The organism is Gordonia sp. NPDC003424 (assembly GCF_053588655.1).
Genome location: NZ_JBSFQJ010000003.1, coordinates 119,893 through 142,893 on the forward strand (window position 1 = coordinate 119,893; position 23,001 = coordinate 142,893).

26 protein-coding genes are annotated in these 23,001 nt (G+C 69.8%); 5 read left to right on the plus strand and 21 right to left on the minus strand.

The features are described from left to right. Positions 1–73: 73 nt before the first annotated feature. The 14 genes from ACWDTI_RS05630 to nadA all read right to left on the minus strand — a co-directional run bounded on the left by ACWDTI_RS05630 (position 74) and on the right by nadA (position 11,690). Positions 74–856, minus strand: coding sequence for a TIGR02234 family membrane protein (locus ACWDTI_RS05630; protein ID WP_449737062.1), 783 nt, complete (start codon positions 854–856; stop codon positions 74–76). Further along, a complete protein-coding gene (locus ACWDTI_RS05635; RefSeq protein WP_449737063.1) occupies positions 853–2,388 on the minus strand; it encodes an anthranilate synthase component I in 1,536 nt (511 codons plus the stop codon). The genes ACWDTI_RS05630 and ACWDTI_RS05635 overlap by 4 nt, the downstream gene beginning before the upstream one ends. Then, positions 2,385–2,564, minus strand: a complete 180-nt coding sequence (locus ACWDTI_RS05640; RefSeq protein ID WP_005196179.1) for a tautomerase family protein — start codon at positions 2,562–2,564, stop codon at positions 2,385–2,387. The genes ACWDTI_RS05635 and ACWDTI_RS05640 overlap by 4 nt, the downstream gene beginning before the upstream one ends. Positions 2,565–2,619: 55 nt before the next feature. Beyond that, a complete protein-coding gene (hisI, locus tag ACWDTI_RS05645; RefSeq protein WP_449737064.1) occupies positions 2,620–2,973 on the minus strand; it encodes a phosphoribosyl-AMP cyclohydrolase in 354 nt (117 codons plus the stop codon). 2 nt (positions 2,974–2,975) lie between these two features. Further along, positions 2,976–3,776, minus strand: a complete 801-nt coding sequence (gene hisF, locus ACWDTI_RS05650; RefSeq protein ID WP_449737065.1) for an imidazole glycerol phosphate synthase subunit HisF — start codon at positions 3,774–3,776, stop codon at positions 2,976–2,978. Beyond that, positions 3,773–4,621 carry an inositol monophosphatase family protein gene (locus tag ACWDTI_RS05655; RefSeq protein ID WP_449737066.1) on the minus strand — a complete coding sequence of 283 codons (849 nt, stop codon included), beginning with the start codon at positions 4,619–4,621 and terminating at the stop codon, positions 3,773–3,775. The genes hisF and ACWDTI_RS05655 overlap by 4 nt, the downstream gene beginning before the upstream one ends. Positions 4,622–4,632: 11 nt before the next feature. After that, complete coding sequence (gene priA / locus ACWDTI_RS05660) at positions 4,633–5,376, minus strand: bifunctional 1-(5-phosphoribosyl)-5-((5-phosphoribosylamino)methylideneamino)imidazole-4-carboxamide isomerase/phosphoribosylanthranilate isomerase PriA (protein ID WP_449737067.1); 744 nt, start codon at positions 5,374–5,376, stop codon at positions 4,633–4,635. Continuing rightward, positions 5,369–5,665, minus strand: coding sequence for a hypothetical protein (locus ACWDTI_RS05665; RefSeq protein WP_449737068.1), 297 nt, complete (start codon positions 5,663–5,665; stop codon positions 5,369–5,371). The genes priA and ACWDTI_RS05665 overlap by 8 nt, the downstream gene beginning before the upstream one ends. After that, a complete protein-coding gene (hisH, locus tag ACWDTI_RS05670; RefSeq protein WP_449737069.1) occupies positions 5,662–6,300 on the minus strand; it encodes an imidazole glycerol phosphate synthase subunit HisH in 639 nt (212 codons plus the stop codon). Before hisH ends, ACWDTI_RS05665 begins: the two co-directional genes overlap by 4 nt. A 136-nt stretch (positions 6,301–6,436) precedes the next feature. Beyond that, positions 6,437–7,063 carry an imidazoleglycerol-phosphate dehydratase HisB gene (gene hisB, locus ACWDTI_RS05675; protein WP_449737070.1) on the minus strand — a complete coding sequence of 209 codons (627 nt, stop codon included), beginning with the start codon at positions 7,061–7,063 and terminating at the stop codon, positions 6,437–6,439. Between the two features lie 4 nt (positions 7,064–7,067). Further along, on the minus strand, positions 7,068–8,204 hold the full coding sequence (locus tag ACWDTI_RS05680; protein ID WP_449737071.1) for a histidinol-phosphate transaminase: 1,137 nt from the start codon (positions 8,202–8,204) through the stop codon (positions 7,068–7,070). Then, a complete protein-coding gene (hisD, locus tag ACWDTI_RS05685) occupies positions 8,201–9,529 on the minus strand; it encodes a histidinol dehydrogenase (RefSeq protein WP_449737072.1) in 1,329 nt (442 codons plus the stop codon). The genes ACWDTI_RS05680 and hisD overlap by 4 nt, the downstream gene beginning before the upstream one ends. A gap of 195 nt (positions 9,530–9,724) precedes the next feature. Continuing rightward, positions 9,725–10,627, minus strand: coding sequence for a carboxylating nicotinate-nucleotide diphosphorylase (nadC, locus tag ACWDTI_RS05690; protein WP_449737408.1), 903 nt, complete (start codon positions 10,625–10,627; stop codon positions 9,725–9,727). A gap of 4 nt (positions 10,628–10,631) precedes the next feature. Beyond that, on the minus strand, positions 10,632–11,690 hold the full coding sequence (gene nadA / locus ACWDTI_RS05695) for a quinolinate synthase NadA (RefSeq protein ID WP_449737073.1): 1,059 nt from the start codon (positions 11,688–11,690) through the stop codon (positions 10,632–10,634). A gap of 235 nt (positions 11,691–11,925) precedes the next feature. Here nadA and ACWDTI_RS05700 point away from each other — a divergent pair, with 235 nt between their 5' ends. The 4 genes from ACWDTI_RS05700 (at position 11,926) to ACWDTI_RS05715 (ending at position 16,397) form a co-directional block, all read left to right on the plus strand. Then, the gene (locus tag ACWDTI_RS05700) at positions 11,926–12,468 is read left to right on the plus strand and encodes a LuxR C-terminal-related transcriptional regulator (protein WP_449737074.1); all 543 of its coding nucleotides are present in this window, start codon (positions 11,926–11,928) and stop codon (positions 12,466–12,468) included. A gap of 34 nt (positions 12,469–12,502) precedes the next feature. Further along, a complete protein-coding gene (locus ACWDTI_RS05705) occupies positions 12,503–13,897 on the plus strand; it encodes a pyridoxal phosphate-dependent decarboxylase family protein (protein ID WP_449737075.1) in 1,395 nt (464 codons plus the stop codon). A gap of 83 nt (positions 13,898–13,980) precedes the next feature. Beyond that, entirely contained in the window at positions 13,981–15,642 is a 1,662-nt protein-coding gene (locus ACWDTI_RS05710; RefSeq protein WP_449737076.1) for a DUF222 domain-containing protein, read from the plus strand. 29 nt (positions 15,643–15,671) lie between these two features. Further along, positions 15,672–16,397, plus strand: coding sequence for an NUDIX hydrolase (locus tag ACWDTI_RS05715; protein WP_449737077.1), 726 nt, complete (start codon positions 15,672–15,674; stop codon positions 16,395–16,397). A 19-nt stretch (positions 16,398–16,416) separates the two neighbouring features. On the opposite strand, the gene map is transcribed toward ACWDTI_RS05715, so the two are convergent. From map to ACWDTI_RS05750, 7 genes are read right to left on the minus strand one after another with little or no spacing between them, the layout of a single operon-like run. Continuing rightward, positions 16,417–17,181, minus strand: coding sequence for a type I methionyl aminopeptidase (gene map / locus ACWDTI_RS05720; RefSeq protein WP_449737078.1), 765 nt, complete (start codon positions 17,179–17,181; stop codon positions 16,417–16,419). A 13-nt stretch (positions 17,182–17,194) separates the two neighbouring features. Continuing rightward, positions 17,195–17,764, minus strand: a complete 570-nt coding sequence (locus ACWDTI_RS05725; protein WP_449737079.1) for a DUF2567 domain-containing protein — start codon at positions 17,762–17,764, stop codon at positions 17,195–17,197. Next, the gene (bsaP, locus tag ACWDTI_RS05730; protein ID WP_449737080.1) at positions 17,761–18,015 is read right to left on the minus strand and encodes a biotin synthase auxiliary protein BsaP; all 255 of its coding nucleotides are present in this window, start codon (positions 18,013–18,015) and stop codon (positions 17,761–17,763) included. The genes ACWDTI_RS05725 and bsaP overlap by 4 nt, the downstream gene beginning before the upstream one ends. Positions 18,016–18,040: 25 nt before the next feature. Further along, positions 18,041–19,054 carry a biotin synthase BioB gene (bioB, locus tag ACWDTI_RS05735; protein WP_449737081.1) on the minus strand — a complete coding sequence of 338 codons (1,014 nt, stop codon included), beginning with the start codon at positions 19,052–19,054 and terminating at the stop codon, positions 18,041–18,043. Further along, complete coding sequence (bioD, locus tag ACWDTI_RS05740) at positions 19,051–19,782, minus strand: dethiobiotin synthase (protein ID WP_449737082.1); 732 nt, start codon at positions 19,780–19,782, stop codon at positions 19,051–19,053. The genes bioB and bioD overlap by 4 nt, the downstream gene beginning before the upstream one ends. After that, complete coding sequence (locus tag ACWDTI_RS05745; RefSeq protein WP_449737083.1) at positions 19,779–20,951, minus strand: 8-amino-7-oxononanoate synthase; 1,173 nt, start codon at positions 20,949–20,951, stop codon at positions 19,779–19,781. Before ACWDTI_RS05745 ends, bioD begins: the two co-directional genes overlap by 4 nt. Next, entirely contained in the window at positions 20,948–22,249 is a 1,302-nt protein-coding gene (locus ACWDTI_RS05750) for an adenosylmethionine--8-amino-7-oxononanoate transaminase (protein WP_449737084.1), read from the minus strand. Before ACWDTI_RS05750 ends, ACWDTI_RS05745 begins: the two co-directional genes overlap by 4 nt. Positions 22,250–22,371: 122 nt before the next feature. Between ACWDTI_RS05750 and ACWDTI_RS05755 the strand changes: the two genes are divergently transcribed. Then, positions 22,372–22,950 (plus strand): TetR/AcrR family transcriptional regulator, encoded by a 579-nt coding sequence (locus ACWDTI_RS05755; RefSeq protein ID WP_449737085.1) that lies wholly within the window; start codon positions 22,372–22,374, stop codon positions 22,948–22,950. Positions 22,951–23,001 lie beyond the last annotated feature (51 nt).

Genomic DNA, 23,001 nt, shown 5'->3' on the forward strand with positions numbered 1-23,001 from the left:
GCCCCCTTTCCAGTGTTACGTGTGTTCCCAGGGTAGACCGGCGTGTGAACCGGCCCGACGCCGGGTTGGCCGCTCAACGATCGTCGTCGCCGGGTTCGGTCGGGTCGATCCCGGTGTCGAGCGCATCCCACATCATGCGTTCGTTGGCCGGTGTCCCGGTGTTACCGTTGCCGGCCTTTTCGGCCTCCGCGGCGTCGGTCCCGCCGGCCGCTTCGGCGCGCTTGCGCTGCTCGTGCTCGGCGAAGATCTGCCGTTCGAGTTCGTCGCGCCGGGCGGCCGGGGTCGTGTACTTCGACGACATGCCCGCCCCGCCGGCGACCCGCATCAGGAGCACTGCGGCCGTGACGGCACACACCGATCCGACGAGCACCACGAGCGCCGCCCACGGGTTGGTGGTGATCAGCAGAACCTGGAAGCGTCCCGGCAGGTCGGCCGCGCGCGCCGCGTAGTCCGAGTTCGCGCCGCTGGTCAGCAACGAGATCGCGGGCACCGCCGCCAACACGCCGCCTACCGCGACGAGCACCGCGACGATGCGTAAACCCCAGCCCCGCAACGAGAACGCCGCGAGGATGGCCGCCAGCAGGACCAGCGCCAGCGGTGTCAGCCAGGGACTCCAATCCGAACCGTGGACCGTGAAGTCGCGGGGCGGCGCGAGGCCGTCGGCGGCCAGGACGGTGCACCACACCAGCCGCGATGCCGACCAGAACGCGAGCGCCGCGACGGCGAGCAGCACCGCGGCGAGGACCTTGCGACGCCGCAGGAACGACTTGGTGGCGGTTTCGGGATCGACGGCGGACAGTCGCGACCCCGACGGGGTCGGTTCGGCGGGTTGTGGGCTCGGTTCGGGCTCGGTCACGCGGACCCGCCCGCTTCCGGGACCTCGGCACCCACCCGGCGCATGGTGCCGGCCGCGGCGACCGCGTTCAGTACCGCGCTCGCCTTGTTGCGGGCCTCGTTGTACTCGTATTCGGGTTCGCTGTCGGCGACGACCCCGCCACCGGCCTGGACGTATGCCTTGCCGTCTTTCATGAGGGTGGTGCGGATGGCGATCGCGGTGTCGGCGTCGCCGGCGAAATCGAGGTAGCCGACGATGCCGCCGTACGTGCCGCGCCGGGTGAGTTCGTGCTCGTCGATGAGTTCCATCGCCCGCACCTTGGGGGCGCCGGTCAGGGTGCCGGCCGGGAAGCACGCGGTCACCGCGTCCAGCGCGTGCCGGTCGTCGCGCAGCGTGCCGGACACCGTCGAGACCAGGTGCATGACATGGCTGTAGCGCTCGACGTGCCGATAGTCGCTCACCTTGACCGTGCCCGGTTTGCAGACGCGGCCCAGATCGTTGCGGCCGAGGTCGACGAGCATCAGGTGTTCGGCGTTTTCCTTCTCGTCCTCCACCAGGTCCTTGCCGAGCAGGAGGTCCTCCTCCTCGGTCTTGCCACGCCAGCGGGTGCCCGCGATCGGGTGGGTGGTGGCGATCCGATCGGTGACGGTGACCAGCGCCTCCGGACTCGAGCCGACGATCGTGAAGCCATCCCCGCCAGCTGCTCCCGGCATACGCAGCAGGTACATGTACGGACTCGGATTCGACGCCCGCAGAACCCGGTAGACGTCGATCGGGTCGGCGTCGGTGACCATCTCGAACCGTTGCGACGGCACCACCTGGAAGGCCTCGCCGGCCTCGATGTCGGCGACCAGGGCGGTGACGATCTCGCCGTACTCGGCGAGTGTGCGCTGCGCGCCGAACTCGGGGGCGGGGTGATCGAAGGTCGACACCGTCGACGTCGCCGGCGCGGCCAGCGCCGCGGTCATCCGGTCCAGGCGGGCGACGGCGTCGGCGTAGGCCTGCTCGGCCCGCTCCGACGATCCGTCCCAGTTGACCGCGTTGGCGATCAGCGTGATCGTGCCCTCGTGGTGATCGACGGCGGCCAGATCGGTGGCCAGCAGCATCATCATGTCCGGCAGTCCGAGGTCGTCGACGGTGGTGTCGGGGAGACGTTCCAGGCGCCGCACCATGTCGTAGGCGAAGAAGCCGACGAAGCCGCCGGTGAGCGGCGGCATGTCCGGGAAGGGGTCGGTCGCGAGCAGGCGCAGTGACTCGGCGAGCGCGTCCAGGGGATCACCGCCCTGCGGTGCACCGTTGGGGACCTCGCCCCACCAGCGGGCCTCACCGTCGACGACGGTCAGCGCCGATGGCGAATTGGCACCGATGAACGACCACCGCGACCACGACCGGCCGTTCTCCGCCGACTCGAGCAGGAAGGTGCCCTCCCGGTCACCCGCGAGCTTGCGATACGCCGAGAGCGGGGTCTCGGAGTCGGCCAGCACCTTTCGGGTCACCGGCACCACGCGGTGGTCGGCGGCGAGGTCGAGGAACTCGGCCAGTGTCGTCGTCATCCGAGGGGCTCGCCGCCGACGCCCCACTGGGTCCGCGGCACCTCGGTGATGGTGACCCACACCGAGTCCGGATTCTTGCCGGTGGCCTTGGCATAGGCCTCGGTGACCGCGGCGATGGTCTCCCGCTTGACGCGGTCGGAGAGACCGGGAGTCTGGGAGATCTGGATCAGTGGCATCGACCTGGCCCGCCTTTCTGGTGTGATGCGTTCATTCTCCCCCATCGCGCTGCGTTCATCCTCCCCCTCCGGCCAGGGGCAGCGACGGCGTGTCGAAACAGCTGTGGTTGCCGGTGTGGCAGGCCGCGCCGACCTGGTCGACGACGAGCAGCACCGTGTCGCCGTCGCAGTCGAGGCGGACGTCGTGCACGTACTGGGTGTGGCCGCTGGTGTCGCCCTTCACCCAGTACTCCTGCCGCGACCGCGACCAGTAGGTGGCACGCCGGGTGTCCAGGGTGCGTTCAAGCGCGGTGTCGTCCATCCACGCGACCATCAGCACGGTTCCGGTGCCGCGTTCCTGTGCGACCGCGGTGAACAGGCCGTCGTCGTTGCGTTTGAGTCGCGCCGCGATGTCGGGATCGAGCGCCATCGTCAGATCCTCGCTTCGGTGTCGCGTTCGGTGCGCACGATGATCCCGTCGGCGGCCATCGCCGCCTTGACGTCGGGGATGGTCAGTTCACCGAAGTGGAAGACGGTCGCGGCGAGCACCGCGTCGGCGCCGGCGGCCACCGCGGGTGCGAAGTCCTCGATCTTCCCCGCGCCGCCGCTGGCGATCACCGGCACGTGCACCTCCGCACGGACCGCGGCCAGCATCCGCAGATCGAATCCCTGCTTGGTGCCGTCGGCGTCCATCGAGTTCAGCAGGATCTCCCCGACACCGAGATCCTGCCCGCGCCTTGCCCATTCGACGGCGTCGATGCCGGTTCCCCGGCGTCCGCCGTGGGTGGTGACCTCCCAGCCGGACGGCGTCGGCGCCGAGCCCTCGGGCACGGTCCGGGCGTCGACGGACAGCACGATGCACTGCGAGCCGAACCGGCGACTCATCTCGTCGAGGACCTCGGGCCTCGCGATGGCCGCGGTGTTGACGCTGACCTTGTCGGCACCGGCGCGCAGCATGGTGTCGACGTCGTCGACGGTGCGGATGCCGCCGCCGACGGTGAGTGGGATGAAGATCTGGTCGGCGGTGCGCTTGACCACGTCGATCATCGTCGACCGGCCGGAGCTCGACGCGGTGACGTCGAGGAAGGTCAGCTCGTCGGCCCCCTCGGCGTCGTAGCGGGCGGCGAGTTCCACGGGATCGCCGGCGTCGCGCAGGTTCTGGAAGTTGACGCCCTTGACCACCCGTCCGTCGTCCACATCCAGGCAGGGGATGACGCGTACCGCGACCGTCATGGGTTTCCTCCCGATTCTTCTGGGCGCGTGGCGAACTCGCCGGCCGACGACTCCGCGATGATCGCCATCAGCTCGTCGTGCAGGCCCGGTGCGGCGGCGACCACCGAGGTCGACGATGTCGTCCACGGGGTGCCGCCGAGGTCGGTGACCACTCCCCCGGCCGCTCGCACGAGCGCGGCGCCGCCGGCGTTGTCCCACGCATGGCGGCCGAAGATCACTGCGCCACCGAAGATTCCGGAGGCGGTGTAGGCGAGGTCGACGCCGGTGCTGCCGGTCATGCGCATCCGTGCCACCTTCGCGCTGAGCGCCCGGATGACGTCGGCCCGGACACTGCCCGGGTACCGGCCGCCGTGTGACGCGTTGAAGGGACCGTAGGCGACGACCGAGGTCGCGAGACGTCTGGTGCGGAGATTGTCGACCGGGTTGCCGTCGACGAGCAGCGGGCCGTCCACGTGGGCGGCGTACCGGCGGTTCTGCAGCGGCAGCCAGGTCAGGCCGAGTGTCGGTGCGCCGTCGACGAGCAGGCCGAGGAGGATGCCGGTGAGCGGCATCCCGGTCGAGTAGTTGTAGGTGCCGTCGATCGGGTCGAGTACCCAGACAACTCCCTGGCCCACCGGCGGGCCGCCGAACTCTTCGCCGTGCACCGGGATCTGGGTGCGCTCGGCGAGTTCGGCGGCGATGCGCCGCTCGAGGTCGAGGTCGACCTGGGTGGCGAAGTCGGTGGCGCTCTTGACCACGGCGCTGGGTGCGCCGACGCCGGCGATGAACTCGTCGACGCTCGCGTCGAGGACCTCACCCGCGGTGTGCAGCAACCGGGGGAAGTCCAGCGTCGAGGTGATCGTCATCGGGTCCCTGATCAGTTGCCCGACACCGCGGCGAGGGCTTGCGGCAGCGTGAATCGTCCGGCGTAGAGCGCCTTTCCGACGATCGCGCCCTCCACGCCACGGTCGGTGAGTCCCGAGATGGCGACGAGGTCGTCGAGGGCCGACACCCCGCCGGAGGCGACGATCGGTGCCGAGGTGGCGGCGGCGACCTCGGCCAGCAACTCGAGGTTCGGGCCTGCCAGGGTGCCGTCCTTGGAGACGTCGGTGACGACGTAGCGGGCGCAGCCGTCGCGGTCGAGGCGTTCGAGCACCTCCCACAGGTCGCCGCCGTCGGTCACCCAGCCACGTCCGCGCAGCCGGTAGGACTCGCCCTCGCGGATGACGTCGAGGCCGACGGCGATCTTGTCGCCGTGGCGGTCGATGGCGCGGGCACACCACTCCGGGTTCTCCAGCGCCGCGGTGCCGAGGTTGACGCGGGTGCAGCCGGTGCCGAGCGCGGCGTCGAGCGAATCGTCGTCGCGGATCCCGCCGGACAGTTCGACTTTCACGTCGAGTTCGCCGACGACCGCGGCGAGGAGTTCCCGGTTGTTGCCGCGACCGAAGGCGGCGTCGAGGTCGACGAGGTGAATCCACTCCGCGCCGTCGGTCTGCCAGGCGAGCGCCGCCTCACGCGGTGAGCCGTACGAGGTTTCGCTGCCCGCGGCACCTTGCACGAGGCGCACGGCCTGCCCGTCGGCGACGTCGACGGCGGGAAGGAGTTCAAGGGTGTTACCCATCGGTGGGAGTGTTCCTGTCTGTCGTGGTGGGTTCGGCGCCGGCTTGTTCGGCGAGGATCTCCTGTTCGGCGGCGGCGATCATCCGTCGGGAGACGGCGCCGATGACCCCGATCATCACGAGCACCGCGATGAGTGCGGCGACGAGACCGGCGATCGGGCTCCAGCGCGCGCACAGCAGGATGATGGGCACCGATACGAGCAGGACGAGCGTGCCCGCGCCGAGGGAGAACGTGACGAGTCTGGCGAAGGAGAATCGGGGTGCCGACATCCGGCCCTTGTCGATGCTCATGACAGCGCCTCCACCCAGTTGCGCAGCAGGTGGGCGCCGGCGTCGCCGGACTTCTCCGGATGGAACTGCGTCGCCGAGAGCGCCCCGTTCTCCACGGCCGCCAGGAACTTGCCGCCGTGTTCGGCCCAGGTGAGGGCCGGGGCCCGCAGCGCGGTGCCCTCGTGGTCCATGTCCCAGCTCTGCGCGGCGTAGGAGTGCACGAAGTAGAAGCGCGTGTCGGCGTCGAGTCCGCGGAAGAGCACCGAATTCGCTGCCGCCTCAACGGTATTCCAGCCCATGTGGGGCAGCACCCGGGCCGGCAGTTGGGTGACCGATCCAGGCCACTCGCCACAGCCGTCGGCCTGGACCCCGAACTCGACGCCGCGCTCGAACAGGATCTGCATGCCGACGCAGATGCCGAGCACGGGTCGTCCACCGGCCAGTCGCTTGCCGATGATCCGTTCGCCCTTGACCGCCCGCAGTCCTTCCATGCAGGCGGCGAATGCACCGACTCCGGGGACGACGAGGCCGTCGCAATTGACGGCGAGGTCGGGGTCGTGGGTGACGGTCACCTCGGCGCCGGCCCGTTCGAGTGCCCGCTGCGCGGACCGCAGGTTGCCGGAGCCGTAGTCGAGGACGGTGACTGCCGGTTTCATCGCGCGCATCCATTCAAGCCACGCGAGGTGGTCTCGATACGCTCGCTCGTTCCTCGCGGGCTACTCGACCAGCGAAGGGAGCCCGACCGACGAACGGAGCTCGACCGACGAACGGAGCTCGACCGACGAAGCGGAGTCACAGCGCGCCCTTGGTGGACGGCACGCCACTGACCCGTGGGTCGTCCTCGGTCGCGGCGCGCAGGGCACGGGCGACCGCCTTGAACTCGGCCTCGGTGATGTGGTGCTGGTCCCGCCCGTAGAGCACGCGCACGTGCAGCGCGATGCGCGCGTTCATGGCGAGCGCCTCGAAGACATGCCGGTTGATGACCGTGGAGTACGGGACACCGGGGTAGCCGCCGATGACCGCGGTGAGCAGGTGCTCGGGTTCACCGGTGTGGACGCAGTACGGCCGGCCGGACACGTCGACGGCGGCGTGCGCGAGGGTCTCGTCCATCGGGATGAAGCAGTCGCCGAACCGGCGGATGCCCTTCTTGTCCCCGAGCGCCTGGCCGAGGGCCTGACCGAGGACGATGGCGGTGTCCTCGATGGTGTGGTGTCCCTCGACCTCGACGTCACCTTTGGCGTGCACGGTCAGGTCGAAGCTGCCGTGCTGGCCGAAGGCGGTGAGCATGTGATCGAAGAACGCGATGCCGGTCGAGATGTCGGTGACGCCGGTGCCGTCGAGGTTGAGTTCGACGGTGATCGACGATTCGCGGGTGGTCCGCTCCACGCGGGCGATGCGCGGCTGACGTGCGGTGGTCACGTGGTCACTTCTCCAGATCTGTGGTGGCGAGCTGTCGGCTCACGTCGAGGAAGGCGTCGTTCTCGGCGGCCAGGCCGATGGTGACCCGCAGGTGGCCGGCGATGCCGACGTCGCGGATCAGCACACCGTGGTCGAGGTAGCGCTGCCAGGACGCCGGGGCGTTGGTGAAGTTGCCGAACAGCAGGAAGTTGGCGTCGGAGTCGACGACGTGGAAGCCCAGCGCGGTCAGTTCGGCGGCCACGCGCGTGCGTTCGGCGATGATCTTGGCGACGCCGGCGAGGGTGTCGTCGCTGTGCCGCAGCGCGGCGCGTGCGGCGGCCTGGGTGAGCACCGAGAGGTGATACGGCAGACGCACCAGCAGCAGCGCCTCGATGATCGCGGGTGCGGCCGCCAGGTAACCGAGCCGCCCGCCGGCGAAGGCGAAGGCCTTGCTCATGGTGCGGCTCACGACGACCTTCGCCGGGTATGCGTCGATCAGTTCGGTCGCGCTCTGGCGTGCGGAGAACTCGGCGTAGGCCTCGTCGACGATCACGATGCCCGGTGCCGCCTCGATGATGCGGCGCAGGTCGTCGAGCTCGATCGATCCGCCGGTGGGATTGTTCGGCGACGTGATGAACACGACGTCGGGCCGGCGATTGGTGACCTCGGCGATGACGTAGTCGATGTCGAGGGAGAAGTCCGAGGCCCGCGGCGCCTGCAGCCAGGTGGTGTCGGTGCCGTCGGAGATGATCGGGTGCATCGAGTACGACGGCACGAAGCCGATCGCCGAGCGGCCGGGTCCGCCGAAGGCCTGCAGCAGTTGCTGGAGGATCTCGTTGGACCCGTTGGCGGCCCATACGTTGTCCACGCTCAGTGCGACTCCGGTGTCGCGCGAGAGGTATTGGGCGAGATCGGTGCGCAGGGCGACGGCGTCGCGGTCCGGGTAGCGGTGCAACGTGGCTGCGGCGGCGCGGACCGAGTCGGCGACGTCGTCGATCAGCGCGGTCGACGGAGGGTGGGGGTTCTCGTTGGTGTTGAGGACCACCGGAACCTCGAGTTGCGGTGCGCCGTAGGCACTCTTGCCGCGCAGGTTGTCGCGCAGGGGTAGCTCGTCGATGGTCGTCCGTGCGCCGGGGACCGCCACCTTGTCGGGTGCGCTCACCGCTGCCCGCCTCCGACGAAGCGCTGCTTGATCGCGTCGCCGTGGCCGGGCAGGTCCTCGGCGTCGGCGAGCGTGACGACCTTGTCGGCGACCTCACGCAACGCGGCCTCGTCGTAGTCGATGAGGTGGACGCCCTTGAGGAAGGTCTGCACCGAGAGGCCCGACGCGAAGCGGGCCGAACCCGACGTCGGGAGCACGTGGTTGGAGCCGGCGCAGTAATCACCAAGGGACACAGGCGCGTACGGGCCCACGAAGATCGCGCCGGCGTTGTGCACCCGATCGGCGACCGCGGCGGCATCGCGGGTCTGGATCTCGAGGTGCTCGGCGGCGTAGGCGTCGACCACGGCGAGGCCCGCTTCGAGATCGTCGACGAGGACGATGCCGGACTGTTTGCCACTCAGCGCGGTGGTGACCCGTTCGCGGTGCTTGGTGGCGGCGACCTGGACGTCGAGCGCGATGTCGACGGCGTCGGCGAGTTCGGCGCTGTCGGTGACGAGGACCGACGCGGCGAGGACGTCGTGTTCGGCCTGGCTGATGAGGTCGGAGGCGAGGATGCCGGGGTCGGCGGAGTCGTCGGCGAGGATCGCGATCTCCGTGGGTCCGGCCTCGGAGTCGATGCCGACCACGCTGCGGCAGAGTCGCTTGGCGGCGGTGACGTAGATGTTGCCGGGGCCGGTGACGAGGTCGACGGGGTCGAGGACGCCGTTGTCGGTATCCACACCGCCGTAGGCGAGCAGCGCGACACCCTGCGCGCCACCGACCGCCCACACCTCGTCGACACCGAGCAGTGAGCAGGCGGCGAGGATGGTCGGATGCGGCCAGCCGCCGAAGTCCTTCTGCGGCGGGGACGCGACGACGAGCGATCCGACGCCGGCCTCCTGGGCCGGCACGACGTTCATGATGACGCTCGACGGGTACACGGCGTTGCCGCCCGGCACGTAGAGGCCGACGCGGCGGACCGGGATCCACTTCTCGCTGACGACACCGCCGTCGACGACCTGGGTGCGGCTGGTCTCGCGGCGCTGGTCGGCGTGGACCTTGCGGGCGCGGGTGATGGATTCTCTGAGTGCCTCGGCCACGGCCGGGTCGAGTTTCGCGGCGGCGTCGGCGATCACCTGGGCGGGGACACGGACGCTCGTCGGCTGCACGCCGTCGAACTTCTCGCCGTACTCCAGGGCGGCCTCGGCTCCCCGATGCGCGACGTGGTCGACCAGCGGTGCGACCGTGTCGAGCACGGCGTTGACGTCGGTGCCACCACGGGGCAGCGCACGACGCAACTCGGAGAGCGTCGGAGTGCTACCACGCAGGTCGGTTCGGGCGAGCATGAGTGTCTCCTGGTCGGGGCTGGGTGTCCCATTCAGGATAGGTGGCGGCGCCAGTGGGTTTCGAATCCGGCTCGGGTGAGTGGTGTGCAGCGCGATTCTTCCCCCGAATTTGCGAAGACTCCCCGAAAGTATTCGGAGAGTCTTCACAAACCGGGCGGAGGAACCGCGAGCGTACGCACTCGGCTCGTCGTCTCCTTACGGCGCGGGGATATCCAACCCGAGATCGAGCACCGTCACGCTGTGCGTGAGCGCGCCGACGGCCAAGTAGTCGACGCCGGTGCGCGCGTAGTCGTGCGCCTGCTCCAGGCTCAGTCCTCCCGAGGACTCCAGCTTGGTGCCGGGGGAGCGGGAATTGCGGCGCTGCACCGCGATCTGGGTCTCCCACGGCTCGAAGTTGTCGAGCAGCACGAGTTGCGGCTCGAGCGCGAGCACTTCGTCGAGCTGGGCGAGCGAGTCGACCTCCACCTCGACGGGCAGGTCCGGGGCGGCCTGACGCACGGCTTCCAGCGCGGCGCTGACCGACCCGGCCGCGGCGACATGGTTGTCCTTGATCAGCGCGGCGTCGCCGAGACCCATCCGATGGTTGACCCCGCCACCGGCGCGCACCGCGTACTTCTGCAGATAACGCATGCCGGGCAACGTCTTTCGCGAGTCGCGGATCTTCGCGCCGGTGCCGTCGACGGCATCGACCCAGCGGGCGGTCGCGGTGGCGATCCCGGACAGGTGGCACAAGAGATTCAGGGCGGTGCGCTCGGCGGTGAGCAGCTTGGCGGTGGGTGCGTGGACGGCGAGCACCACGTCGCCGGGCGCGACGCGGGTGCCGTCGTCGATCACCGTGGCGACCTCGTAGGCACCGCGCCCGATCACCTCGTCGAACACCGCCAGCGCCACCGGCACACCGGCGATGACGCCGTGGGCACGGCTGACGATCGCGGCGTCGACGGTGGCGTCGGCGGGCACGGTGGCCGCGGTGGTGACGTCGGGGCCGTAGCGCAGGTCCTCGTCGAGGGCAGTGCGGATCAGCGCCCGGACCTCATCGGTGACGACGAGGTCCAACTGCCCGCCGGCGGTCGACTGGCCGACGAACCCAGCCGTCACCCCGTCACTCACCAGAACCCGGGTTGCCGATGGCGATCATCCGCTCGACGCTCTTGCGGGCGCGCTCGGCGACGTCGTCGGCGACGAACACCTCGTCGCGACCCTCGCGCAGCGACCGCAGCAGCGCGGCCGGGGTGATCATCTTCATGTAGGGGCACGACGCGCGGTCGTTGACGGCCTGGAAGTCCACGCCGGGCGCGGCCTTGCGCAGCTGGTGCAGCATGCCGATCTCGGTGGCGACGAGCACCTGCTTGGCTCCGGTCGTGCGGGCGGCGTCGAGCATGCCGCCGGTGGAGAGGATCTTGACGCGGTCGTCGGGCACCGCGCCCTCTCCCGCGAGATACAGCGCCGACGTGGCGCACCCGCACTCGGGGTGGATGAACAGGTCGGCGTCCGGGTGGGCCTGCGCCTGGGCGGTGAGCTCGTCACCGTTGATGCCGGCGTGCACGTGGCACTCGCCGGCCCAGATGTGGATGTTGTCGCGGCCGGTCTCGCGCTTCACATGGGCGCCGAGGAACTGGTCCGGGAGGAACAGCACCTCGCGGTCGGGATCGATGGAGGCGACCACCTCGACGGCGTTCGACGACGTGCAGCAGATGTCGGTGAGGCCCTTGACCTCGGCGGTCGTGTTCACGTAGGAGACGACGACGGCGTCGGGGAACTCGGCCTTCCACTCCCGCAGTTCGTCGGCGGTGATGGAGTCGGCCAGCGAGCAGCCGGCGCGGGCATCCGGGATCAGCACCCGCTTCTGCGGGCTGAGGATCTTGGCGGTCTCGGCCATGAAGTGCACGCCGCAGAAGATGATCTCGTCGGCGTCGACCTCGGCCGCGATCCGCGACAGGGCCAGCGAGTCACCGACATGGTCGGCGACGTCCTGGATGGCCGGAAGTTGATAGTTGTGCGCGAGCAGGGTCGCGTTGCGGGCGCGCGCGAGTCGGCGCACCTCGTCGGCCCATTCCTGGGTGGGTTCCACACCGGTGTAGCCGCCGGGGCCGTCGGTCCAGACCGCGTCGACGAGACCCGGGGCGGCGCTGACGGCCGGACGATCGCTGGTGATGCTCATCTGCCACTCCTGTACGCATGTTGCTCGCGGCGCGGGGCTGTGCCGGCGAGGCAGGTTTTCGACTCATGATCGAAAACGCTGTCCATCGTAACACCGCTCACACTTGCGTCATTCCCACGACCGATTCGAGTAGTCGACTACGCGTTCGCTCGGCCGCCCGGATTCCTAGCGTCAGAGGTGTCCCGATCGACCAGCGCCCCGCCGCGGGCCACCGACGCAGATTTGAGAGCCGACCATGACCGTCTCCCCGTCCGACATGCAGTTTCCGTCCGCCGCGTCCGCCCACGCGGTTCCCGCCACTTATCGGGCCGCGATGCCCGCAGACCACGCGCAGGCGTCGGCGGCGACCGCGCGACGCGATGCCGCACTGGCTCAGCTGGCGCGCCGGCGTATGCCTCTGCCCCCGACCGATGCGACCCCGACGGTCATCCACCTGGTGCAGCCGAACGAGAACCACTGGCCGGCACCGCATCGTCGCGTCACTTCGCCGGCCCCTCTCGCCGCGGTCACCCCGATCGGGCCCGCAGCCGGGTCTCCGGCCGCGCCCCTCATTCGCCCGGATCTCACCCAGCGCGAGATCGAGGTGCTGCGGACGTGGCTGCTCCTCGACTCGAAGGTCCTGGTGACTCAGGAGCTCCACATCGCGATGGGCACGGTGAACACGCACCTGACCCGGATCCGCGCGAAGTACACCGCGGTCGGACGCCGGGCGAGGACCAAGGCGTCGCTGGCCGCGCGCGCCCTTCAGGACGGATTCCTGTCGATCGACGAACTGTGAGCACCGACGGCCGAACACGTCCGACAATGAGGATGTGACACGCCCCGACGACGATGTGGATGCCGAGCTCGATCTGCTTGCCGACGCCGACCGGCGGGCACGCGAGTGGACTGCCGGCATCGGGGGTCCCGCACGGGCGGTGTTCCCGTCCGCCGATGCGCTGGCAGTACTGCGCGGCGTCGACGAGCCGCTGATCGCCGACGGACATCCGCCCGCGGACACGCTCGCGATGCTCGACGAGGTGATCGGTTCGGGCGTCGTCGCGTCGAACGACCCGCGCTACTTCGGGTTCGTCGTCGGATCGACGCTGCCGGTCGCAGCGGCCGCCGAACGCCTGGTGCTGGCGTGGGATCAGTGCGCGCCGGCGTTCGACAACTCACCGGCCGCCCATGTCGTCGAGAAGCAGGCGGGCCGCTGGGCTCTGCAGGTGCTCGATCTCCCCCGGTCGTCCGCCGTCGGATTCACCACCAGCTCGGGGAGCGGCGCGGTGGTCGCCCTGACCGCGGCGCGGCGCGAACTGCTCGCCCGGCAGGGCTGGGATGTGGACCTGCGCGGGTTGGTCGGTGCGCCGCGGGTACGGGTGGTGATGTCGGAGCTGGCGCACGTCGCGATCGTGCGGGCCGTGCGGATTCTCGGGTTCGGCCTCGACACCGTCGAGCTGGTGCCGGTCGACGAGTACGGTCGCGTGCGCGCGGAATCGGTTCCGCTCCTGGATGACCGCACGATCCTCATCCTGCAGGCCGGCGAGGTGAACACCGGGGAGTTCGACCCGTTTGCCGACATCCTCCCCGCCGCACGGAGAGCCGGCGCCTGGGTTCATGTCGACGGCGCATTCGGCCTGTGGGCTCGCGCCTCCCGCACACATCGACATCTCACCGACGGGGTCGAGGCAGCCGACAGCTGGACCACCGATGGGCACAAGTGGCTCAACACCCCGTACGACGCTGCCATGCTGATCGTGCGTGACGGACAGGCACTTTCGTCGACGATGAACTCGGATACGGCATACCTGTCCGGTGATGCCGACGCCCAGAAGAATCTGACCCTCGAGCTGTCGCGCCGCCCCCGGGGTATCAGTGTGTGGGCGGCGTTGCGGACGCTGGGGCCCTCCGGCGTGGAGGACCTCGTGGACCGGTGTGTGGCGCTCGCCGGGTACGCGGCGGAAGGGTTACGGGACAACGGGTTCACCGTGCTCAATCGTGTCGTTCTGAATCAGGTGCTGGTGCGGGCGTCCACTCCCGAGCAGACCGTCGCCGTCCGGAAGCGCGCTCTCGAGAGCGGGCAGACCTGGTTCGGGCCGTCGATGTGGGACGGTGAGCCGGCATTTCGGATCTCGGTGTCGTCGTGGCGGACTCGGGCCGAGCACATCGACGCGTTGGTGGAGTTGTTGAAGCATGCCCGCGACGACGCGAAGTGGACCGATGCCTGAGGCACGCGGACTTCGGCCCACCGGTCGCGAAGTCGGAGCAGTAGGCGCCCGATCCTGTCGGTGGTCGAAGGTATGTTCGATTCATGCCAGAGAGATCCAGCACACTCCTCGACCAACTCCGCGACGACGAGAAACACACCGCCGTCGAATTGGTCGAGATCATCCACCACTGCGTGGCGGTGTCGGCGTCAGCGGACTATCGAATGCTGCAGGCCGCCAGTCTGATTCACGACGAGCGCGAGGAGGACTATGTCGCGGCGATCGCGGCCGATGCCGGCACCGCTGAGTCCGATCCGGCGCCCCTTCGCGAAACCGCGCTGCGCGGCCGGGCCTGTGACGATCCCCGCGGCAGGTACGGACCCAACGGCCTCGAAGCGGCGATCGCGGAAATCGGTGCGGCGCTGACCGTTCCGCCGGCCCGGGCCCGCGAACTGGTGATCTCCGGCGGGGTCATGCGCAACCAGCTGCCACAGGTCGGCGGAATGCTGGCGCGTGGCCGGATCGACCTGGCACGGTTCCTGATGATCGTGAAGCGGACGGAGCTCGTCGATCCGGAACAGATGCCACTGCTCGACCTGCTCCTCGCGGATGAGATCGAGGAGCGTGAGCCGATGTCGATGCAGCGGTTCAAGACGATGGTCGACAAGGCCATCGCCGGGGTGGACTCAGACGCCACGCGCAAGCGGCGCGAGATCGTCGACAAGGACCGCGCGATCACCATTCGCTCCGATCGGCACACTCCCGGGCAGTCCAGGATGTCGGCGACCCTGCCGGCCGAGCAGGCAGCGGCGGTCAACGCACGACTCGACGCGATGGCCGTCGACGTGCACCCCGGTGACGGGCGAACCAAAGAGCAACGCCGTCTGGACGCGATGGTCGCACTGGCCGAGGGGCGGCAGGCGCTCAGTTGTGGGTGCGCGGAGTGCCGTCGAGTGGACGAGGACAACGCCCACGAGGACCACACAGACGAGGACCATGCAAACGGGGACCACGCTGACGAGGTGGAGGTGCCGCGCGAGACGACCAGCGCTGACGGCGAGGCCGAGCCAACCGCCGATGCTCCCGCTGCCGAGCCTGTCGACGCCGACCCGGCCCCGGCCCCCGCCCCGGCGACCGAGTCACGCCCACGCCCGACGTTCCACATCGTGGTCAACCTCTCGACCCTGCTCGGCCTCGACGACGATCCCGCCTACCTCGACGGGCAGGGCGTCATCGACGCCGACACCGCACGCACCCTGATGGCCGAGGCCCGACGCTCCTACGTCCACACCGATCACGCCGGCTCCGCCCGCTCAGCGGTGAACCACACCCCCAGCCGAAAGCTCGCCGAGTTGATCCGCTGTGGCGAGCTGTGCTGCAGCTTCCCCGGATGCACCAGCCCGGCGTGGCGCGCCGACCTCGATCACACCGTGCCGCACGGCAAACGGGGTGGGCGAACCACGAGACGAAACATCAAGCCGCTGTGTAGATTTCATCACCGTATCAAGACCTTCGCCACCGGGTGGCGGGACTACCAGGACGAACTCGGCACGGTGTTCTTCCAATCCCCGACCGGCCACATGTACCTCGGCAACGCCTACACCGGCCGCGACCTGTTCACCAGCCTGCGACCACCACCCGCAGACCCCGACAGCCTCTCCCGAGCCCGCATCGACGACATCCGAGCACGCCGGGCCGCAACGGCGAAGCGAGCGGACCAGCGCCGCGAAGCGGAATGGAACGCGCAGAACCCGCCACCGTTCTGATACTGCCGACCACCCATAGAATCAACGCCATGTCCACGCCCCCGCCTGCCGGCTCCGATGCATCGGCACCCGACGGGGCGCGCTCCGACGTGCGCGTCGAAGTCCTGACCGCGGTCTTCCAGGTCCGCGAGCCCGAAGCCGACGCCACGCCCGCGCTCTGCGTGCTCCTGGACGGCGGCGACGACCGGTGGCGGCTGCCCGGTGGCGCCGTCGCACCCGACGAGACCCTCGAGGCGAGCGGCCGGCGGCTGTTGGCCGACAAGCTCGACGTCGACAAGCTGGCACACCTCGAACAGCTGTCGGTGTTCTCCGCGCCCGATCGGGTGCCCGACATCCGGACCATCGCGTCGACCTATCTCGGCCTGGTGCGCAGCGACGCGACCCAAGCGTTGCCCGACACTGCGGCGTGGCATCCGGTCGATGCCCTGCCGCAGCTCGCGTTCGACCACGGCGACATCGTCGCCAAGGCGCGTCGCCGGCTCGCGGCGAAACTCTCGTACACCAACATCGCGTTCGCGTTGGCGCCCGCCCGCTTCCCGATGTCGGCGCTGTCGGAAATCTATTGCGCCGCTTTGGGATACCCGGTGGATACGACCAATCTCCTGCGCATTCTGAGCCGTCGCGCGGTGGTCGTGGCGACCGGTACCGTCGGCAAGACCGGCAAGTCCGGTGGCCGTCCTCCCGCCTTGTACGCGTTCGCCGAGTCCGAGCTCCGGGTCACCGACGAGTTCGCGACGCTGCGGCCGCCGATGTGATCGGGCAGGGTGCCGCCGTTCACGGCAGCGTGAGTACCTCGGCCGCATCGTCGGTGATGGCGATCGTGTGTTCGCTGTGCGCGGTGCGTGAACCGTCGGCCGACCGGATCGTCCAGCCGTCGGGGTCGTAGACGATGCGGGCGGTGTGCATCGCCAGCCACGGTTCGAGGGCGAGGGTGAGGCCGGGCCGCAACCGCATGCCGTGACCGGCGCGCCCCGAGTTCGGCACATGCGGATCCTCGTGCATCGTGCGGCCGAGTCCGTGACCGCCGAAGTCGGTGTTGACGCGGTAGCCATCGGACACACAGACCGCGCCGATGGCCGCGGAGATGTCGCCGAGACGGTTGCCGGGCCGGGCGGCGTCGATCCCCGCCGCCAGCGCTCGCCGCGTCGTCTCCACCAGCAGCTGGTCCTCGAATCGCGGGGTGCCGGCGATCACCGTGCGCGCCGAGTCGGCCACCCAGCCGTCGATCGACACGGCGATGTCCATACTCAGCACGTCACCGTCGGCCAGCACGTGGTCGTGCGGAAGTCCATGCAGGACAGCATCGTTGACCGACAGACAGATGACGTTACGGAACGGACCCCGGCCAAACGACGGCGCGTAGTCCCAGTAACACGACTGCGCGCCGCGCGCCTCGATCAGTTCTCGCGCCCGCAGTTCCAGGTCGAGCAGATTCACTCCCGGCCGCGCACGTTCGGTCAGGTCGTCGAGGAGTTCGGCGATGAATCGCCCGGTGACCCGCATCTTGGCGACCTCGTCACGCGACTTCAGTTCGATCATGCCCGCGCCCCGCTCAGGCCGCCGGCAACAATGCCGGGTCCGGTGTCGCGGACAGGTCACCCACCCCGAGGTCGGCGTGCCGGGAAGACAGCGCACAGGTCAGGTAGACCAGCGACAACACCAGCGGAGCGCAGATGAACAACACGATCTCGCTGCCGAATCCGCTGACCGATCCATCGAGCCACAGATCCGGCACCAGCCGGAAACCGCTGCCGACGGGCATCGAGTGCGGATCACCGAAGCGCCACTGCGCCACCTGCGTCCCGACGAGCATGGCGAGGATCGACCCGACGAAGGCCGCGACCGCGATCGCGAGAAAACCCCACGGCCCGCGCCATTCCCGGCCCCGGACCCATCCGACGAGGGCCGCGAGGACCCCGAACGCGAACATGATGACCGCGAACACGGCGACGCCGGCGAACTCCTCGGGGAACTGCGCGGCGGGGATGATCGCCTCGTCGACCCCCACCACCCGGCCGCTCATCGCGGGCGTGACGAACGCCCAGATCACGCCGGAGATGATGCCGAGCAGCAACACCGCCACCACGACCTCGGCGAGACGACCTGTGGTCGGAGCCCTCACCGCTCGCCCAGCTCGGTCGAGTCGACCGTGCCGTGTCGGGAGCAGCGGGCGCTCCAGCCGTCGGGACGCACCTGAACCACCATCCGGCGCCCGCACTGGCCGCAGAACCGGGGCGGTTCGAGACCCATCCGTGCGGCGGTCGGGACCGCGTCGGCGGCCTGCAACTCGAGTTCGACCCCGGTGTACACGCCGTAGCGACACGGCTGGGTCAGCGGGCCGGGGATCTCGGTCCCGCGATCTGACGTGGTCATCGACACCATCACCATCGCAGCGTAACTAGATGCTGTCGTTGAGTGCCTTGATGGGCATCGACAGATCCGCGAGCAGGTCGAGATCGTCCTCCGCCGGACGCCCGAGCGTGGTCAGGTAGTTGCCGACGATGACGGCGTTGATGCCGCCGAGGATGCCCTGCTTGGCGCCGAGGTCGCCGAGGGTGATCTCGCGTCCGCCGGCGAACCGCAGGATGGTGCGCGGCAGGGCGAGCCGGAACGCGGCGACGGACTTCAGCGCCTCCGACGCCGGCAGCACGTCGAGGTCGCCGAACGGGGTGCCCGGGCGGGGGTTGAGGAAGTTCAGCGGCACCTCGTCGGGCTCGAGCGTGGCCAGCTCGGCAGCGAATTCGGCTCGCTGCTCGAGGGTTTCGCCCATGCCGAGGATGCCGCCACAGCAGACCTCCATGCCCGCCTCGCGCACCATGCGCAGGGTGTCCCAGCGCTCCTCCCAGGTGTGGGTGGTCACGACGTTCGGGAAGTGGCTGCGCGCCGTCTCCAGGTTGTGGTTGTAGCGATGCACGCCCATGTCGCGGAGCGCATCGACCTGCTCCTGGGTCAGCATGCCGAGGCTGCAGGCGATCTGGATGTCGACCTCGTTGCGGATGGCCTCGATGCCGGCGGCGACCTGGCTCAGCAGCCGCTTGTCGGGACCGCGGACGGCCGCGACGATGCAGAACTCGGTGGCGCCGGTCTTGGCGGTCTGCTTGGCGGCTTCCACCAGCGACGGGATGTCGATCCACGCGCTGCGCACCGGGGAGGCGAAAAGGCCGGACTGCGAACAGAAGTGGCAGTCCTCCGGGCACCCGCCGGTCTTCAGCGAGATGATGCCCTCGACCTCGACCTCCGGACCGCACCAGCGCATGCGGACGTCGTGTGCCACCTGCAGGAGTTCGGTGAGACGGTCGTCGGGCAGGCGGAGCACCTCGAGGACCTGCTCGCGGTCGAGTGGTTCACCGCGTTCGAGCACCTGGGTGCGGGCGATGTCGAGGATGTCGGTGGTGACGGGGGCCTGGGTCACGAGGGCGCTCCTTCTGTGGGCTGACTGGTGGTGGGTGAAACGAGGGTTTCTCTGAGCCAGGTGGGGTCGAACCACCCGGGCGCGGCGCGGCGGAAGTCGGCGGGGTCGAGCGCGCCCGCACCGGCGGGGACGACGCCGACGATCGGGACGCCGGTGACCCGCGGCAGGTCGGTGCGGTTGCAGGTCATCGCGAGATCCGGTTCCTCCGGCCAGGATCCGATGATCAGCCCGGCCGGGTGCAGACCCCGCGCCCGGATGGCGTCGACGGTCAGTTCCGCGTGGTTGAGCGCTCCGAGGCCGGCGGGCACCACCACGACGACATCCGAGCCGACCTTCGAGGCCACGTCGAGCAGGGTGAGGTCATCGGCGAGACGGACCAGCACTCCCCCGGCGCCCTCGACCAGCACGACGTCGTGCGTGGCGGCCAGGCCGAGCACCGTGTCCACCGCGACACTGAGGTCCAGTTGCGCCATACCGGCGCGCCGGGCGGCGGTGTCGGGCGCGAGAGGTTCGGGGTAGCGCACGCATTCGGCAGTGGTCACCGGGCCGGCCAGTGCGTCGACCACGGCGAGATCGCCCGGTTCGCCGGGGCCGACTCCCGTCTGTGCCTGTTTGCACACGGCCACCGAGAGTTCCGCATCCGCGGCCGCGGCCACGAGGGCGGCGGTGACGATCGTCTTGCCGACATCGGTGGACGTGCCGGTGACGGACAACACGCGGGCGCTCATCGCAACCCGACCTGGGACAGCGCGTCGCCGACCACACCGGCCACGTGATCGAGGGTCCCGGTGTCCAGGTCGGCGCGCACCGTCAGTCGCAGCCGCGACGTACCGGCCGGCACCGACGGCGGCCGGAAGCACCCGACGAGGACACCGCGGTCCCGGCACGCGGCCGCGGCGGCCACGGCGGGTTGCGGCTCGCCGACCACGAGGGAGATCACCGCGGCCGCCGGGTCAGCCGCCCCGCACGCCGCGGCGAGATGAGATGCATTGGTGCGCAGTCGATCCGGCATCGACGGGTCGTCGCGCAGCAGGCCCAGCGCGGCCCGCGCGGCGCCGACGGCGGCCGGGTTGAGTCCGGTGTCGAAGATGAAGGTGCGCGCACGGTCGATCAGATGCGAGCGCAGGAGGTCCGAACCCAGCACGACACCGCCTTGCGCGCCGAGCGATTTGGACATGACCGTGGTCACCGCGAGATCCGGCGCACCGGACAGGCCGAGTTCGGCGACCAGTCCGCGCCCGCCTGGTCCGCGCACACCCAGCGCGTGCGCCTCGTCGACGAGCATCGCCGCACCGTGCTCGGTTGCCGCCGCATACAGCTCCGCGATCGGGGCGGGTTCACCGTCGATGCTGTAGACCGAGTCGGTGACGACGAGCGCCCGATCTTCGGTGCGCTCGGCGAGCGCCGCCCGCACGGCCGCATGGTCACCACGCTCGACGACCACCACCCGCGCCCGCGACAATCGGCAACCGTCGATCAGCGAGGCATGCGTGCCGGTGTCGCTGACGATCAGGTCGCCGCGTCCGACGAGTGCGGTGATCGCGCCGACGTTGGCGAGATATCCGGACGAGAACGCCAGTGCCGCCGGGAAACCCAGGAACTCGGCGATCTCGTTCTCGAAGTCGATGTGCAGCGCCGTGGTCCCCACCACCAGGCGCGACGCCGTCGACCCGGCACCCCAGGCGTCGAGGGCGGCGTGCGCCCCGGCGATCACCGCGGGATGGGTCGAGAGTCCGAGGTAGTCGTTGGACGCCAGGTTGATCATCGTCGAATCCGATTGCCGGACAACCGGGTCTCGATGGAGTCCGGCCTCGGCGCGCAGCACGGCGTCGTCGGCGAGCCAGGACAGCGCCTCGTCGACGCCCACGTCGGATGCGTCGGGGTGAACAAGGGTCATGGGGTGACTCCCGCCATCAGGTCGGCGGACAGGCAGGCGTCGACCGCCGCCCGCACACCACCGACAATTGTCGCGATGTCGTCGTCGGTACACACCAGCGGCGGCATCACATAGATGAGGTCCCGGAACGGGCGCAGCCACACACCGGCGGCGACCGCGGCCTCGGTGGCAACGGCCACGTCGACCGGGCGGTCGAGTTGCACCACGCCGATCGCGCCGCGGACCCGCACGTCGGCCACCCCCGGCAGATCGGCCATGTCGGACAGGCCCGAACGCAACTGCTGCTCGATGGCCGGCACCCGCTCGCGCCACGGCGATGCCAGGAGGAGTTCGGTGGAGGCGACGGCGACCGCGCACGCGAGCGGATTGGCCATGAACGTCGGACCGTGCGCCAGTCCCCCGGCCTCGCCGCGGCTGATCACCTGGGCGATCTCATCGGTGCACAGGGTCGCGGCGAGCGTCAGGTAGCCGCCGGTCAGCGCCTTGCCGATACACATGATGTCCGGGGAGACGCCGACGTGGTCGGCCGCGAACAGCTCGCCGGTGCGGCCGAAGCCGGTGGCGATCTCGTCGAAGATCAGCAGCACGCCGTCGTCGTCGCAGATGCGGCGCAGCTCGGTGAGGTACCGCGGGTCGTGGAATGCCATCCCGCCCGCACCCTGGACGACGGGTTCGACGATGACCGCGGCAAGACGATCCCGGTGCTCGCGAACCTCCGCCTCCACCGTCGCCACGTAGTCGTCGCGGAATTCGGCCGGCGGAGCGGGCACGAACACCTGCTCGGTGAGCACGTCGGTCCACATCGAGTGCATGCCGCCGTCGGGATCGCACACGCTCATCGGCGTGAAGGTGTCGCCGTGATAGCCACCGCGCCAGGTCAGCAGGCGGGTCCGCTCCGGCTCGCCGCGACTGCGCCAGTACTGCAGCGCCATCTTCACCGCGACCTCCACCGACACCGACCCGGAGTCGCAGAAGAACACGGTGCGCAACGGCTCCGGGGTGATCTCGACGAGCAGTTCCGCCAGCCGGGCGGCCGGTTCGTGGGTCAGCCCGCCGAACATCACGTGCGACATGGCGCCCGCCTGCTCGGTGAGCGCGGCGTCGAGCACCGGGTGCCGATAGCCGTGGATGGCGGCCCACCAGGAACTCATGCCGTCGACCACCCGACGTCCGTCGGCGAGTTCGAGGCGCACCCCCTGCGCGCCGCGCACCACGAGCGGGCTCATGGTGGCGGGAAACGCGCCGTACGGATGCCAGATGTGCTCGGCATCGATCCGGCGGATGGTGTCCTCGTCCACGATGGGGCTGTCCTTCGAGAGTCGGGAGCGGGTGTCACGTCCTGAACACTGTACAGGCCAATCCTGGACGGTGTACAGGACCGTGACGTGTGCCACTCGGGGTGGCTGTCTACCCTGACCTCGTGAGCAACAGCCGAGCCGACGTGCTGGCCGCGGCCCGCGACATCCTCACCGAGCACAGCCTCGCGGATCTGTCGATGCGGCGCCTGGCCGCCGATCTCGGCGTGCGCCCGAATGCCCTGTACTGGCATTTCCCGAACAAACAGACCCTGCTGGCCGCACTGTCGGACGACATCCTCGGCGAGATCACGGCCGCACCCGAATCCCTGCGCTGGGACGCACAACTGGCCTTCCTGGCCACCGGCATGCGCGCGGCGTTGCTCGGCGTGCCCGACAGCGCGGAGGTCGTGTCGTCGAGCTGGGCCAGCGGGCTGTCGGCGAAGACCATCGCCGACGACCTGGCGGCCACCGCCCGGCGTGGTGGCCTGTCCGACCGGGACGCGCGCGCGGTCGCCACCGCGATCTGTCAGCTCGTCGTCGGCCTCACCATCGAGGAGCAGACACGGGCGCAGATGGAACGGCTGTCGGTCACCGGTCCGTCGGATCGGGATTTCACCGGAGAGTTCACCGACGGGCTCTCGGTCATCCTCGACGGGGCCCGTATGCGGGCACTCGCGAGCGCGGAAAGTAAAGAAAAGTAAAGGTCAGGGGCGGTGTGTCGCCCCCGCCGGAATCGTCGTTTCACAGGTTCG